12 protein-coding genes and 4 tRNA genes are annotated in these 15,120 nt (G+C 41.6%); 4 read left to right on the top strand and 12 right to left on the bottom strand.

From position 1 onward, the window contains the following. Window positions 1–34: 34 nt before the first annotated feature. Window positions 35–469 carry a cold shock domain-containing protein gene (locus K9M52_RS17645; RefSeq protein WP_224069757.1) on the bottom strand — a complete coding sequence of 145 codons (435 nt, stop codon included), beginning with the start codon at window positions 467–469 and terminating at the stop codon, window positions 35–37. Between the two features lie 20 nt (window positions 470–489). Beyond that, window positions 490–1,614, bottom strand: a complete 1,125-nt coding sequence (locus K9M52_RS17640; RefSeq protein ID WP_224069756.1) for a DEAD/DEAH box helicase — start codon at window positions 1,612–1,614, stop codon at window positions 490–492. A 341-nt stretch (window positions 1,615–1,955) separates the two neighbouring features. Between K9M52_RS17640 and K9M52_RS17635 the strand changes: the two genes are divergently transcribed. Then, window positions 1,956–3,176 (top strand): DUF6051 family protein, encoded by a 1,221-nt coding sequence (locus tag K9M52_RS17635; protein WP_224069755.1) that lies wholly within the window; start codon window positions 1,956–1,958, stop codon window positions 3,174–3,176. A 22-nt stretch (window positions 3,177–3,198) separates the two neighbouring features. On the opposite strand, the gene K9M52_RS17630 is transcribed toward K9M52_RS17635, so the two are convergent. Then, window positions 3,199–3,648, bottom strand: coding sequence for an SRPBCC family protein (locus tag K9M52_RS17630; RefSeq protein WP_224069754.1), 450 nt, complete (start codon window positions 3,646–3,648; stop codon window positions 3,199–3,201). Window positions 3,649–3,934: 286 nt separating this feature from the next. Between K9M52_RS17630 and K9M52_RS17625 the strand changes: the two genes are divergently transcribed. Continuing rightward, window positions 3,935–6,229, top strand: coding sequence for a GH92 family glycosyl hydrolase (locus K9M52_RS17625; protein WP_224069753.1), 2,295 nt, complete (start codon window positions 3,935–3,937; stop codon window positions 6,227–6,229). 55 nt (window positions 6,230–6,284) lie between these two features. Here K9M52_RS17625 and K9M52_RS17620 read toward each other — a convergent pair whose 3' ends face one another. The 6 genes from K9M52_RS17620 to K9M52_RS17595 all read right to left on the bottom strand — a co-directional run bounded on the left by K9M52_RS17620 (window position 6,285) and on the right by K9M52_RS17595 (window position 9,032). After that, entirely contained in the window at window positions 6,285–7,472 is a 1,188-nt protein-coding gene (locus K9M52_RS17620) for an MFS transporter (protein WP_224069752.1), read from the bottom strand. Window positions 7,473–7,758: 286 nt separating this feature from the next. Beyond that, window positions 7,759–8,349, bottom strand: coding sequence for a dihydrofolate reductase family protein (locus K9M52_RS17615; RefSeq protein ID WP_224069751.1), 591 nt, complete (start codon window positions 8,347–8,349; stop codon window positions 7,759–7,761). A 250-nt stretch (window positions 8,350–8,599) separates the two neighbouring features. Further along, window positions 8,600–8,673 (bottom strand) — tRNA-Asn (locus tag K9M52_RS17610). A gap of 18 nt (window positions 8,674–8,691) precedes the next feature. After that, window positions 8,692–8,765 (bottom strand) — tRNA-Asp (locus K9M52_RS17605). A 100-nt stretch (window positions 8,766–8,865) separates the two neighbouring features. After that, window positions 8,866–8,939: transfer RNA gene (locus K9M52_RS17600), tRNA-Asn, on the bottom strand. A gap of 19 nt (window positions 8,940–8,958) precedes the next feature. Further along, window positions 8,959–9,032, bottom strand: a tRNA-Asp gene (locus K9M52_RS17595). 137 nt (window positions 9,033–9,169) lie between these two features. On the opposite strand from K9M52_RS17595, the gene K9M52_RS17590 reads away from it, so the two are divergent. Both K9M52_RS17590 and dapA read left to right on the top strand, forming a co-directional pair. After that, entirely contained in the window at window positions 9,170–10,144 is a 975-nt protein-coding gene (locus tag K9M52_RS17590) for an acetyl-CoA carboxylase carboxyltransferase subunit alpha (RefSeq protein WP_224069750.1), read from the top strand. 57 nt (window positions 10,145–10,201) lie between these two features. Then, window positions 10,202–11,092, top strand: a complete 891-nt coding sequence (dapA, locus tag K9M52_RS17585) for a 4-hydroxy-tetrahydrodipicolinate synthase (protein ID WP_224069749.1) — start codon at window positions 10,202–10,204, stop codon at window positions 11,090–11,092. Window positions 11,093–11,217: 125 nt separating this feature from the next. Here dapA and K9M52_RS17580 read toward each other — a convergent pair whose 3' ends face one another. The 3 genes from K9M52_RS17580 to K9M52_RS17570 all read right to left on the bottom strand — a co-directional run bounded on the left by K9M52_RS17580 (window position 11,218) and on the right by K9M52_RS17570 (window position 15,103). Then, the gene (locus K9M52_RS17580) at window positions 11,218–12,393 is read right to left on the bottom strand and encodes a TlpA disulfide reductase family protein (protein WP_224069748.1); all 1,176 of its coding nucleotides are present in this window, start codon (window positions 12,391–12,393) and stop codon (window positions 11,218–11,220) included. Window positions 12,394–12,410: 17 nt separating this feature from the next. Further along, window positions 12,411–13,598: a TlpA disulfide reductase family protein gene (locus tag K9M52_RS17575; protein ID WP_224069747.1), complete on the bottom strand. Its 1,188-nt coding sequence runs from the start codon at window positions 13,596–13,598 to the stop codon at window positions 12,411–12,413. 62 nt (window positions 13,599–13,660) lie between these two features. Continuing rightward, the gene (locus tag K9M52_RS17570) at window positions 13,661–15,103 is read right to left on the bottom strand and encodes a RagB/SusD family nutrient uptake outer membrane protein (RefSeq protein ID WP_224069746.1); all 1,443 of its coding nucleotides are present in this window, start codon (window positions 15,101–15,103) and stop codon (window positions 13,661–13,663) included. Window positions 15,104–15,120 lie beyond the last annotated feature (17 nt).

Here is a 15,120-nt window from a genome sequence, read left to right as displayed (position 1 = left end):
AAGAGACCCTGACGTATTATCAGCAATCTATCGTCTAAATCTTTTTGACAAAACAGGCGTTGACACCTTTAGGCGTTTTTTCGAGTTCAAACGTGACAGTATCCCCTTTCTTTATTTCTTCAGTAAAATTATTCTGGTGCACAAAATACGATTGCTTGGTGCTCAGGTCTGTTATGAAGCCATAGCCCTTGTCTTCTATGAAGGTGGTGAGGATTCCCTTTTTAATGGATTGTTCTTTTTTAGGATGGAACCCTGTCAGATCAATTTCTGAAGGATCAATTTCCTGTTTATTTTTAGGGTCGGGCGGTGTAGGCGAAAGGTTACCATTTTCATCCACATACATCATCATTTCTTCCAGTGTCTTACCTTTCTTGGCGTTTTCTCTGCGCTCTCTCATTTTTTCAGCCTTTTCCTGTTTAGCCTTTGCTCTTTTCTTCTCTTTTTCTTTCTTTGCCGGCGTTATACCCATATTGTTGTTCTTTTATTTTTTTAGTGAAAGGAGTGCTGCTGCACAGTTACCTTAAATCCGATCAGTTTCTGAATACTCTTCAGGTAAGCCACTTCCTCAGTATCACAGAAAGAGATCGCAAGCCCGGGACTGCCTGCCCTTCCGGTTCTGCCAATACGGTGCACATAGGTTTCTGCGATATTGGGTAATTCATAGTTAATGACCTGTGGTAACTGGTCAATATCGATGCCTCTGGCTGCAATGTCAGTAGCCACCATCACCTTAATTTGTCCGCTTTTAAAATGGTGCAGTGCTCGTTGACGTGCCTGCTGGCTTTTATTACCGTGAATGGCGGTCGCAGTAATTCCTTTTTTAACCAGGAGCCTTACAAGTTTGTCGGCGCCATATTTTGTTCTGGTAAAAACCAGCGTTTTATCGGCGGCTGTTTCTTTCAATAAATGTGCAAGTAATAATTTCTTATGCTCTTTACCTACCATAAACACAGACTGCTGCACTGTCTCAGCGGTAGATGAAACCGGATCAACCTGAACCTTTCTGGGCTGATACAACAAACTTCCTGCGAGCTGCATAATGGAAGTTGGCATCGTCGCAGAAAACAATAATGTTTGCCGTTCTTTAGGGATCAATCGTACGATTCTTTTTACATCATGCACAAATCCCATATCCAGCATTCTGTCTGCTTCATCCAATACTAAATACTGAATTTTTGATATATCTATAAATCCCTGGTTAATCAAATCCAACAATCGTCCCGGCGTAGCCACCAAAATCTGGGGCCGGGATTTCAGGTCGTTTAACTGTTTGTTCTGAGATACACCCCCAAAAATAACTGTATGCCTGATAGAAAGATTTGTGCTGTAGTTATGGAAGCTTTCCCCGATCTGTAAAGCCAGCTCTCTTGTCGGCGCCAATATTAATGCTTCTATTTCGCCCTTTTTAACACTTCTTTGAGCCGCCATCAACTGTAATAGAGGTACTGCAAATGCAGCCGTTTTACCTGTTCCTGTCTGTGCACAGGCCAATAAATCGTGGCGATCGAGTACAATAGGAATAGATTTTTGTTGAATAGGGGTGGGCGTTTTATAGCCTTGAGCCTCAAGGGCTGATAAAATAGGTGGAATAATGTTTAAGTCCTTAAATGACATCTAAATTGTTTTAATGTTATACTGATGAGCCAGGATCCTTAAATAGGATCTGGCCTGATCCTCGGTAATCCAATCTTTGCTATCAGCTAACAACAGCTTGTTTTAAGCTTTGCTGAGTGTAATTAAAAGCAATTCGACTGGGAACAATTCAGAAGTAGCGTTAATTATTGCAGACCTGCTATGAAAGATTTGAATTAAACTGGCGCAAAGGTACACAAAAAACGTTAGTTAGAAAAATCTAATTTAACGCTTAGGTGGCTTTTAATTGACGCTTTCCCTTTAGTTTTGATCAAGCAATCTGATAGTCATGGATTGGCATTACATCATTGAACAATATAAAAATGGATTATCAACAATTATATTACGGAGTTAAGGCACTTATGAAACGAGGCGGTGGGATAGACGAAACAATAGGTGTTAGGCTGGATAAACATGCCTTCACTTCTGCAGGGGCAAAAATCCTCCCAGGCAAGACTCAGTATCGCTGCCCACAGCACCATCATAATTTTAAAGAGATTCCTGAAACGGATTCTGAATATGCTTTGCATCCCCTAAAGATGAAAGATATTGCCATCGAAGAAAACAAGTATTTCGACTATTATATCATGCAGCCGCCTTATAAAAATAAGAATAGCAAAGGCGTTATATTATTGTTTCATGGGTTAAATGAGAAAAGCTGGGATAAATATCTTCCCTGGGCTGCAAGCCTTGTACAATTGACGGGTAAATCGGTCATCTTGTTTCCTATTGCTTTCCATATGAACAGAGCACCAAAAAGCTGGTCAGATATTAAATCTATGCATCAGGTAGCGCAAATCCGTCAGCAAAAACACCCAGGATATTCTAATATTAGCGCGGTGAATACAGCCATTAGCATCCGCCTCGGTAACCAACCAGATCGCTTATTCTGGAGTGGGCTGCAGACCTACCGGGATGTGACTATGCTCGTCAGAAAAATTAAAAAGGATCAGGTATCAGGTGTCGCACCGGACAGCCCTATTGATTTCTTTTCCTATTCAATTGGCGCATTCCTCTCCATCATTTTACTTATGGCGAATCCTAATGAATATTTTAATGACACGCGGTTATTTGCTTTTTGCGGGGGTACGACACTGGACAGGTCTTTTCCAATATCCAGATATATATTAGATTCAAATGGCGGCCATACCTTAAACAGCTACTTTAGCGAACAACTCCACAACCACTTTAAGGCTAGCCAGCGACTAGCCCATTATATGGATATGCATAAGGGAGAAAATTTTTTTAAGTTAATGCTCCATTATAATCACTATAAGCAAGAGCGGGAAAATAAAATGGCCAGCATGCATGAAAGGATTATGGCAGTTCCACTGAAAAAAGATGAGGTTATCCCTCCTGTAGAAGTGCTGTCCACGTTAAAGGGTGATTACAGAGACATCCCCATTCGGGTTGAGCCTATGGATTTTGATTTCCCATACGACCATGTCCACCCGTTCTCCCTGATGGAAAAATACAGGCAACAAACCGACATAGCCTATAATCAGGTAATGCAAAAAGCTGCTGCCTTTTTTAACGAATTATAATCAAGCGAAAAGATACAAAGAGTTATGCATCAGGAATCTCGGGCTCGACCAGTTTTATCAGTTTATCCAAAGAATCCTGCCAACCTAAATAACACATTTCTGTTGGGATGATCTCTGGAATGCCTTCCTGGACGATATTGATCTCGGTGCCACAACTTACAGCTTTCATTTTAATAGTGGTCTTCATTTCTCCCGGTAAATTAGGATCATCGAAAGACTCCACATATTGGAGCAACGTTCCAGGTTGCATTTCTGAATAGGTGCCTCCAAATGAATGGCTGTTGCCTGTCGAAAAATTCTGGAATGACATTTTAAATGTACCACCCACCCGGGCATCCATTTGATGTACCGTACATAGAAAACCATAGGGAGGAAGCCAACTGGCAATTGCAGCCTCTTCAGTAAAGGCTCTATATACTTTTTGAGGGGCTGCTTTTAAGACTCTGTGAAAAGAAACACTGTTACCGGACATAATATTTAATTTTACTTTCCTACTCTTAAGGCTTTTCGGAGACGCCCGTTTTTTTGTGAAACACAGTGGTTGCTGCTCCACTGAAGACCGGATCGGCTTACCGATTCATCTCACCACAAAGATGCCAAAATTTCTCATTATATGGCGGGCCGGATTAAGACAAAATCACGGGTAGATTGCGACCTTCGGCAGAACTGTCGCTTGAGCATTGCCTTTTATCCTTTTATAGCGTAATTTTACTGAATTATCAAACAATCGACTGAGTTTCATCATAAGCAAATATTAAATGGCAAAAAAACTATTAGTTTGTATTTTTTTGACAGGAATCATTTATTTGGCTGAAGCGCAAAATACTTCAAATCACACAAGAAGGGTGGATTATGTGGAACCTTTGTCGGGTACAGCTTCTTCCTCTTCTGCCGCCGCTCTGGCTCATAGTGAAGTTGGCAGTGAGCGAAGCGGCAATACCATTCCAGCGGTCGGGCTTCCCTTCGCTATGACACAATTTACGCCACAGACGAACCAGTCCGAGCAGAAATGCCTGCCGCCTTATGAATATAAAGCAAAGGTATTCAAAGGATTCAGGGCCAGTCACTGGCTGAGCGGCTCCTGTACTCAGGATTACGGCAGCATGTCTATCTTACCGGTTGTGGGTGCGCTAAGTGACAGTGCGGCATTATTATTGAATCATGAAGTCGAATTAGCCACACCCTATGAATATCAAATCCGTTTTCCAAAGAAATATATGGCGAAAATGACTGCAACCCGCAGGTCCGCCATTTGGGAGATCACTATGCTTACAACAGATACGCTTCATCTAATTATCCGAACGAACAGTGATTTTAACCAGGGAAGGGTTTCAATAAAAGCGGATCACCATGTTATCACTGGGCTTAATCCGGCACACCGCATCTACCAAGGTTGGGGGGAATATGCCGGATTTGATGGGAACTTCTATTTGTATTCGCAGACAGCCCCCGCAAAAATCCAGAGAGGGAAAGCTACAACAGCTGTAGTAGATAGCGGTACAGTCGTGTTGTCTTATTATCTGCCAATAGGAAAGACACTAAGACTGAAGATGGGGACTTCCTTTACCAGTATTCAAGAAGCCAAAAATAACCTTCAGGCTGAAATCCCTCACTGGAATTATCAGAAAATAAAACAGGCCGCAATTCAAAATTGGGAAACGCATCTGGGGCGTGTTAAAGTATATACAAAGAAAACTCGAGATCTGAAGATATTTTATACCTCACTATATCATGCCTATCAACAACCGCGACTATTCAGCGATGTAAGCGGCACCTATCCGGCCTTTGATGGACGGCAACGTTCAGCAATCAAGCATATTGCAAATGGAAATTATTATGATGATTTCTCAATGTGGGATATCTATAGGGCGCAGTTGCCTTTGATGATGTTAATTGAACCGGAGCCCGTCAGAGATTTTATACGGTCTATTTTACTAAAAAGCAGGCAGGGGGGCTGGGTCCCCATTTTCCCTTGCTGGAATAATTATACAGCAGCCATGATCGGCGATCATGCAGCACCATTTATCGCTGCCGCTTATAACTTCGGTATCCGTGATTACGCTGTCAGGGAGCTTTATTCCTATCTGCGTAAGAACGCCTTTGACACAAGCGACAAAGTCGCCTATTCACTTGGTAAGGGCCGCAGGGCTCTAAGATCTTATCTGCAATACGGATATATACCATTGGAAGACGAGATCACGGAGGCATTCCATAAAAAAGAACAGGTAAGCCGAACCCTGGAATATGCTTATGATGATTATGCATTAAGCAGTCTTGCAAAGGCACTCGGATATAAAGCAGACTATAAAGAGCTGTCGCAGCGTGCCATGAATTATAAAAATGTCATTGATCCGAAAGTTGGGATGGCAAGAGGGAGGTCTCTTTCGGGAAAATGGGTACATGAGTTCGCGCCTTATCAGCGTGCCAGCTATATTACAGAAGGAACGCCGGCTCAATATACTTTTTATGTTCCTCAGGATATCAAAGGCCTGGCTGCATTGATAGGCGGTTCAAAGAAGCTGGAAAGCAGCCTGGACAGTTTATTTGCGAAGGATGGCTATTGGCACGGAAATGAACCTGGCCATCAGATTCCATTTATGTATAATTATACATCCTCACCCTATAAGACACAGCGTGTAGTGAGAAAGATATTACAAGAGGCATACGGCGATGGGCCCGGCGGCGTAGACGGTAATGACGATGCCGGTCAAATGAGTGCCTGGTATATTTTTGCCTCTATGGGGTTTTATCCGGTAGATCCGGTTTCAGGTACCTTTATGTTAGCAAGCCCCATTTTTGATAGTATATCGCTACGATTAGGAAATGGAAAAGTCCTTTCTATTCACGTGACAAGTGCATCCGATTCGGCTAGCTACATTGATCACATCAATCTAAATGGGAAAACATATCATAAAAACTACCTCTCCAGAATGCTCTTTGATCAGGGCGGTTATCTTCAAATATGGTTAACGGATCACCCTACAAAGTGGGGAAGCGGAGCAGAAGAACGCGGCCCCTCTTTATCTGACAGCGAATCAGGCTCCACGCCGTAGACGAAGATATCGTCCAAATTATCGGAAGCTTAAAATCAGCATTACCTATGTTTCCTTAATTGACATGCACGCGGCGGTCACTATAAATCAGAAGGAAAGCAATTACCCCTCCTCCAAAAAAACATAAAATGAGTGGTAAAACACCATTCACTAAATAATGACTAACCACAGATCCCAACGACGCGCCAATAAAAAAGAAAAAAGTTCCATAGATAGCAGAAGCAAATCCCGCCGTATCGCCTAATGGTTCAAGCCCCAATGCGCTGCTGTTGGGTTCGATGGCCAGGTTCAATGCCAACATAGGTGCAACAGCTAGAAAAAAGACCCACATCCTTGGCGTATGGCCAGATAGAATCGTATACAGTAGCAAGAGCCCTCCGATAGTTGTATAAATAACTATCAACCCCCTCAATGTTCTTCTGGCTCCAAAACGATTAACTAACCGTGCGTTTAAAGAAGTAGTAAATGCCATAAGTAATCCAATACCTGCGAAGATCCAGGTAAATAATTCTGGATGACCAAACTTTTCTGCAATAATATATTCTGAACTGGCAATGTACGCACTAAATGCAGCGAATAGAATAGTAGATGTGCCGGCATACCGGATAAACTGCCGGTTCATGACTATCTTGACAAAAGACGATTGTATATTATTCCAATTAACAGGCCTCCGGCTTTGCTTGGGCAATGACTCTTCTAAGCGGAATGACCATAGGAAAACAAAGGCTGCAAATAGGGAAGGCGCCAGAAAAACCATATGCCAGGTAGAAATTGCCAAGATGATCTTACCTAAAAAGGGCGCAAAGACAGGCGTAAATAGGAAAACTGTAAAAATAAGGGACATAATACGTGCCATTTGATCTCCTACAAATCTGTCACGGACTCCGGCAACAGTTGTAGAGAAAACAGCTGAAGCGCCCATTCCTGCTACAAATCTCGCGACAAACATAACAGGAAGGCTAGGAGCGAATGCAGCAATGACACCGCTAATGATATAAAGAGGAAAGCCAATTCTTAAAATAGTCAATCTTCCAAAATGGTCAGAGAGTATTCCAAAAATAAGTTGGGCTATCTGACCCATAAAGAAGAAAACAACAATATTGGCTGTAACATTGGAATCGGGTGGGAGTTCAAAATAATTCCCCACTGCTCCGAAAACAGGCAGCATAATATCAATACCCAAGGCCGTCAACATCATTGAACTGGCCGAGAGCGCTATAAATTCGCCAGATTTTATTTTCATTTTTGCCATGACTGGAAAACCGTTGTAATGCTCTGCGATTGCACAAATATCGGGCTAAAACCGATTGGACCAGCTCATGCGTAAGTGGCGGACGTATGAACCGGCCGATCGCTGATGTCATTAGACTACATTCTGATTTTATTATGCGATCTTAAGTGATCATGGGGAAGCTCCAGACAGATAAAGTTAGCCAAAGAAGCCTTCCCAGAATTCCGTCAGATAAATCAGATTTCCCTTTTCACTAAAATTGCGTAAAATCAAAGAATATTCTGTGTTTAATATACTATTAAGCCGGCTGATAAGTATGAACAACAATACCTCCTGGAAAATATTTCACATCTACCAATTTTAAATCCAATTGCTCCCTCAATCCATTTAATATAGGTAATCCGGAGCCCAGGATTACCGGGTGGATGGCCAGTTGATATTCATCAATGAGTTCAGTAGCAATCAGGTTGCGCATAAATTCAGCACCACCGATCGCAACAATGGGCTTTCCAGATTCCTGTTTTAGTGCCTTGATTTCTTCCGTAAGATCTCCATTAAACACCTCTGCCTGCGCCCATGACACTGCTGCGGGCAGCTCCTTGTCCTTGGGTGCAATACCACTGGCCGCATCATATCCTTTTCTGGTAAAGACCCCTTTTGGGATTTCATTCATGGGTGCTGCAAAAGGGCCGGTAGCTGAAGGCCAGTAAGAAACCATGTCATGAAAGCTTTTACGGCCCATAATAATCAACCCCGCTTCCTTAGTGACACCTACAGACCAGGCCCTGGATTCTTCGTCCGAGCTTCTGAAAAGCCAGTCCATCTTGCCGTTTCCCGTACTTACAAAGCCGTCAACAGACATCGACATCTTCATCATTAGTTTACGCATAATTTAAAAGTTTTATTTCCCAAAATTAGATCGTTCACGTGGGAATACTCAAGGTAAATAACGACAAAATAGAGGGGCAATTATGCGCGCTAATCTATTCTCTTTCTGTTAGCTTTTTGTATTACTTAATTTATCAAAAAATATAGAAATATATTATATACACAAAAAAAGCAGCTATGATAAATTTATAACTGCTTTAATTTCATAAGTCATATTTCCAAAACTGACTTAAATTCATTTTAATTTTCTGCTCTTCCTGTTGGACTTGAACCAACGACCCTCTGATTAACAGTCAGATGCTCTAACCAACTGAGCTAAGGAAGAATCTTCTTTTTCAAGAAGCGGACCGGACGAGACTCGAACTCGCGACCTCCGCCGTGACAGGGCGGCATTCTAACCAACTGAACTACCGATCCAAATATGCATCTCTGCAAATGTATAAAGAACTTATTTCAAAACCCGCAAATCTTCCATTTTTGTAGGCAAAAAGAATTCATCTGAAATTCCTTTATTTTGCTCTCCCTGTTGGACTTGAACCAACGACCCTCTGATTAACAGTCAGATGCTCTAACCAACTGAGCTAAGGAAGAATCTTAACTTTTCAAGAAGCGGACCGGACGAGACTCGAACTCGCGACCTCCGCCGTGACAGGGCGGCATTCTAACCAACTGAACTACCGATCCAAATTACCCAGAACTACTTGATATCCTTTGTTTTGGGTGTGCAAATATAAGGACAAATAATTTTATCAAACAAATATTTTTTAAAAAAATTTTCTAACGTTACTTTTACACTCGATATTACTAAAAGTTAAACAATTATGCCGCAGTATCCCAACAGACAGTTTCTGGATTTTGAGAAACCTATCAAGGAGTTATATGAACAAATTGACCAGGCAAAGAAACTGGCTGAGAAGAACCCAAAAATTGATTACAACTCAAACATAGAACAATTAGAGTCTTTGATAGAAGCCAAGCGCAAAGAAATCACTGATAATCTGACACCCTGGCAGCGTGTGCAATTGAGCCGCCATCCCGATCGCCCCTATACACTAAAGTACATTGATAAAATGACGAAGGACTTTATTGAGCTATATGGGGACCGTAATGTCAAAGATGACAAAGCGATGGTAGGTGGGTTTGCCGATTTAGATGGTGAAACTGTCATGTTTATCGGCCAGCAAAAAGGCACCAATACCAAACAGCGTCAATTGCGAAATTTTGGAATGGCGAATCCTGAAGGGTATCGTAAAGCCTTAAGACTCATGAAATTGGCCGAAAAATTCGGCAAACCTATTGTCACCCTGATTGATACTCCTGGAGCCTTTCCAGGCATGGAAGCAGAAGAAAGGGGGCAGAGTGAGGCTATCGCCCGCAATATTTACGAGATGTTCCGCCTGAAGGTGCCCGTTATCTGTATAATAATCGGAGAGGGAGCTAGCGGTGGTGCATTGGGTATTGGTGTAGGGGATAGGGTATTTATGCTTGAAAACTCTTGGTACACAGTGATTTCCCCTGAAAACTGCAGCTCTATTCTATGGAGAAGCTGGGATTATAAAGAAACAGCTGCCGAACAGCTCAAATTAACTTCTGATTATATGAGCGAGTTTGGACTGGTGGACGGTGTTATTGCGGAACCTGTCGGCGGAGCACACTGGGATTACGACCAGGCCGCTACCACCTTAAAAGACACGATCAAGAAGACGTTGGCAGAGCTCAAAAAAATCCCGGCAGAAAAGCGGATCACACAACGCATCGCCAAATTTGAAAAAATGGGCAATTTTATTGAATCATAATTACCGGTTCATCAGATATTATAACATCATCATTAAAATTTAATACAGCAAATTATTATGTCGCTGAAAAGTTCTTTAAGAGGTACAGGCGTTGCCATTGTGACGCCATTTAACGAAGATCACTCCATTGATTTTGAGGCATTAGGTAAAGTTATTGACTTTCAGATTGACGGCGGTATCGAATATTTGGTCACCCTGGGCACCACTGGTGAAACCCCTACAATTTCTAAGGAAGAGCAAATACAGATCATCGAATATACTTATGAAAGGGTTGGAGGCAGAGTTCCGGTCGTAGTGGGTATCGGAGGCAATAACACGCTGGCTGTGGTGGAAATGTTGAAAACTTTCCCCCTGCAAAAAGCAACAGCTATACTAAGTGCGGCTCCCTATTACAGTAAGCCTTCCCAGGAGGGCATCTTCCAACATTATAAGGCCTTGGCTGAGGCCAGTCCCAAACCTATACTTTTATACAATGTTCCTCATCGCACGGGTAAAAATATTGACGCTGAGACTGTTATCAGACTGGCAAAAGAGGTAAAGAATATTGGTGGCATTAAAGAAGCATGTGGTAATTTTACCCAGTTTGCTCACATTTTAAGAGATGTTCCGGAAGATTTTCTGGTGACCAGCGGGGAAGATGATATTGCTATCCCACAGATCGCGATGGGTATGCAGGGGGTGATTACGGTTGCTGGTAATGCTTTTCCCAAAGAAGTTTCTACAATGGTTCGCCTTGCACTGGATGGAAAATTCAAGGAGGCAACAAGCATTAATAATAAAATACTAGACGTATTTACACTGTTGTTTAATGAAAATAATCCTGCAGGTATTAAGGCCTTCTTATTTGAGAAAGGGTTGATCAAAAATGAACTGCGTTTGCCAGTCGTGCCGCTGAGTTCACCGAACCATCAAAAAATAAAGGAATTTTTAAGGAACTATATCGCCTAATGGCTTAAAAGCGGTATGCAAGAGACAATACTCTTTTGTCTTTTGAAGCAAAAAGAGCCGATTTTTATCGACTATTACAGGAAATAAAAATTGGCTCTTTTTATAATTATTGTCTAAGTACATGGTCAGTCACTTTCAAAAGCCTTGACTAACGCTGCATCTAAAGACGTTTCGTCGTCAGTTCCTGTAAATCGGCCAATAATCTTACCGTTTGGATCAATCAGTATTTTCGTGGGCAATACATGGATGCCAAATTTCCCTGATATATCCTTTGGATTTTCTGCACCGGGCGCCAAACTTTTGTCATAGCCTCTAAGCACATTATGCCAGATGCCTACACCGTCTTTTGTGACAGCAGCTTTCCACTTTTCAGGTGCGAAATCATCATCAGACACACCAATTATTTCCAGTCCTTTATCATGATATCTATGGTATAATTCCTTCATATGCGGATTGCTTGCTCTACAAGGCACACACCAGCTGGCCCAAAAATCCAACAGCACATATTTGCCCTTAAATGCCGATAACTGCAAAGATTTGCCGTTTATGTCAGTGGCTTGAAAATCCGTTGCTATACTACCAGGGGAGCCTTTTTTTATTTTCGCAATTTCTTTTGCCAGTTCCTGCCCGCTTGTACTCGCTTGTAATTTTGAGCCGAGTGCATTATAATATTTCTCAAGTGAATCGATTTTCATTTTGCTGACATAAAAGCGTAGTAAATAAGCCGTAACGGCGCTTTGTGGATGCGCCCTGAAAAAGGATTTTTCCATTTCCTCCCGCTGCTCAACATAGGGTAGGAGCACCCAGTTTTTTAGTTCCTGGTACTCGGTATTGCTTCTCTTATTGACATTGTGTAAGGTATCCATAACCACCTGCCATTGATGATCGAGCTTTTCCTGACGATCAACTAATGGCTGGTATTGATCCTGCGTTTCAGAACCGTGAACCCGGCTATTTTTTAAATATTCTCCCACTTGGCGGGCCTGAAGATTTCCCGGTTCCAGAAAGAAACGGTAACCATTTTCATTACTTAATCTATTGTTATCTTCTTTTATACCCATATAGACCATCGCTGGCCCGGCCACTGTGCCTGAAAAGTGATAAGCATTATTTTTAATTTCTACACTGTCTGTTCTGCGATTACCATTCTGGTCAGGATAATAGAGGTAGATCCATTTGCCATCGTTGCCTTTTGTCGTTCCATTTAAATGAAACGTCTGGCTGTATCCTTTACCTGCAAGCGCAAAAAACAATACTAATAACAGCGGACAAAGCGACTGTTTTATTTGATCTAATTGCATATAGGTCATTTTTAAATTTAAGAGCCAAAGATCTCTTTTAGCTTATTATCAATATCCGCTTCCTTGCCGGAATAGACTAGTATCTTACCCTCTTTATCTAACAATACATAAAATGGAATGTAATGGGTCATATAAAGCGATCCCACTTTAGCCGGCATATGCTTGACGGGAAACTCATCACAGACTTGTGTCCAGGGCATTTTCTCCATATCCATCGCCCTTTTCCAATCACTCCATTTAGAGTCATCCGATACACTTACGATTTCAAAACCCTTGTCGTGGTATTTTTGATATATTTCTTTCCAATGCGGAATCGCTTCCCTGCACGGGTGACACCAGCTGGCCCAAAAATCGATCATGATATATTTACCTCTGGTGGACGAAAGTGTAAAAGGCGTACTGTCTCTTTTAAGTAAGGTAAAATCCGGAGCTATCGCTCCCACGGCAACGGCCTTTTTCTTTTGCAATTCTTCATTTAAATATTGGTAATAGGAAGAATTTTTTGCTTCACCTGTAAATTTATTCATGAATGATTCCATCTGCGCTACAGTCATATCACTGGAAAAGGTGTACAGGTGAGAAAACAGATAAGCGCCTGCAACTGCATCTGGCTTTTGAGTGACATAGTCACCGAGTTGCTTTAACTTAACTGCCTGCAATAGGTTTCTAACAGAATCCATCTGATCACGGTAGTGATACTGAAGATCAATATTTTTAGTTTCCCCCTCAATAAGCTTACCAAGGCTGTCAAATACCGGATCGAAGCTTTTTTGTTCTGTATTATTCTGGTAGGCCTGTATATCATCGTAATTAGCCGAGCCTGACTCTCTTACATCCTTTATATTAGCCCCTTTATCATACCCATAAGCGGTGTAATCATAATATTGGCTTCCGGTCGTATCTGCGTGTACTTTCAAATCTTTATTTTCCAAAAAGATATCGAAAGCCCAGTTTCCAGGTGTGATCATTACATTCACCATTTGTGGCGTATCTATTTTACCTTCTAGTTCGAACTTGCCATTTTGCATGATGGTGCTGTCAATGGGAGTGGAGGTTCTGTCCCGCTGATGGTAGATTTTGACAACAACTTTACCGGTATCTAACCCTTTAACGGTACCGCTAAGATGATAGCCATGCGGTCTATTATTAGTGCACGCCATTAACAGACAGAACGATGGTACAATGATCCCAATTATTTTTTTCATTATTTTCATTTTTTGTGACCAACAAAAGTATGTTTGTATGCTGATCAGATTACTAATTTATATTATCCTCCATAGCCCGGATTTTGCATTCCTCTTAAAGCACTGTTACGCTTCATTTCCTCCTGCGGAATCGGCAGTATTAACTGTGTTTTATTTCCAATAGAGGGCACCATCTCCTTTATAGTTTCAAACGGCAGCCTTCTTAGCGCAAACCAATCCTGGCCCGCTTCTCCCACAAAATTTCTCATTTCTTCTTTGATTACTTCCAGCTGTAACTGACTGGCAGACTTTGCATTGTCGATCTGAGTAAAATTAGTGACCCCGGATTTTTCCATGACGGTTTTGAGCAGCACCCTGGCATTGTCAAGGTTACCACCAGACTCAGTAATGGCCTCTGCTTCCAGCAAATAGGCTTCCGTAAGCCTTAAAGCATAGCTCACGCTGGAACTGGCTGTAGGAACAGCCTGAATGACACTACCCGAATAGTATTTGGTAAACACCTGCATATTCCCGCCCATATAATTGTTCGGTTTAGGTCGCAGTATCCATGATCCTCTGGGGTCGTTTTTAAACAGCTTCAGCATTAGATCTGTTCCGACATTCTGATTATAATATATATAGTTATTATATTTATAAATATCCTGCGAGTACGGATGAATACCCAATATCACTTCATTACTTTCTAAACCTTTACTCCAAAACAGTTGCTGATAGCTCTTCTCCAGTTCATAAGGGCTATTATTAATAATATCCTCGCAAAGTTCAATAACACTCAGCTTATCTGCCGAGTTGTTTTTGATCATCAAGACCCTCGCTTTCAGCAATTTGGCAGCCCATATGTTGGCGTAATAATTATCGGTATTTACGTCGGGGAGTACAGCTATAGCTTCATCTAAATCAGCGAGAATCAAATTGTAGGCTTCCTGTACTGAGCTTCGGGGTTGACTAATATTATCAGCCGTAACAAAATCGGTTCTTAAAATAATCCCATATTCGCTGGAAGGATCATCATACTGACCAAAATAAGCTAGCAGTATGATGTTAGCATATGCCCGCAAGAATTTGGCTTCCGCTTGCAATACTTTTTTATCCTCTGCAGTAATACTGGCCGCTGGCTCAATATTCTTTAAAAAGCCATTTGCCGCATTAACAATATTCATTCCATATTGCCAAACACTGCCTATGGCATAACTGCTACTTTGATAGGTGTGATCAGTAATCTCGCTACCTCCATAGGGATAAGTAAACAATCCAGAAAGCTCGGAGGGAATACCTTCATTTACACCAACCCATAAAACAGAAGGATTCTGGTTGTTATCAAATCCTGCGTTGGCGAAGCGATAATAGATGCCATTAAGTGTGGTCTTCGCACTTTGCAAATCTTTGATCACCTTTCCGTCTACCTCAGAAGTAGTAGGATAGACATTCAGCTGCTTTGAGCAGGAATTAAGCAGCAATACGAATATCATCCCCAGTATTAAAAATATATGTTCTAATTTTTTCATAATTGAGTTTTTATCCT

The organism is Arachidicoccus terrestris (genome assembly GCF_020042345.1).
Taxonomy (GTDB): Bacteria; Bacteroidota; Bacteroidia; order Chitinophagales; family Chitinophagaceae; genus Arachidicoccus; species Arachidicoccus terrestris.
The sequence above is the reverse complement of the archived record's forward strand: the minus strand, read 5'-3'. Positions and strand labels throughout refer to the sequence as shown.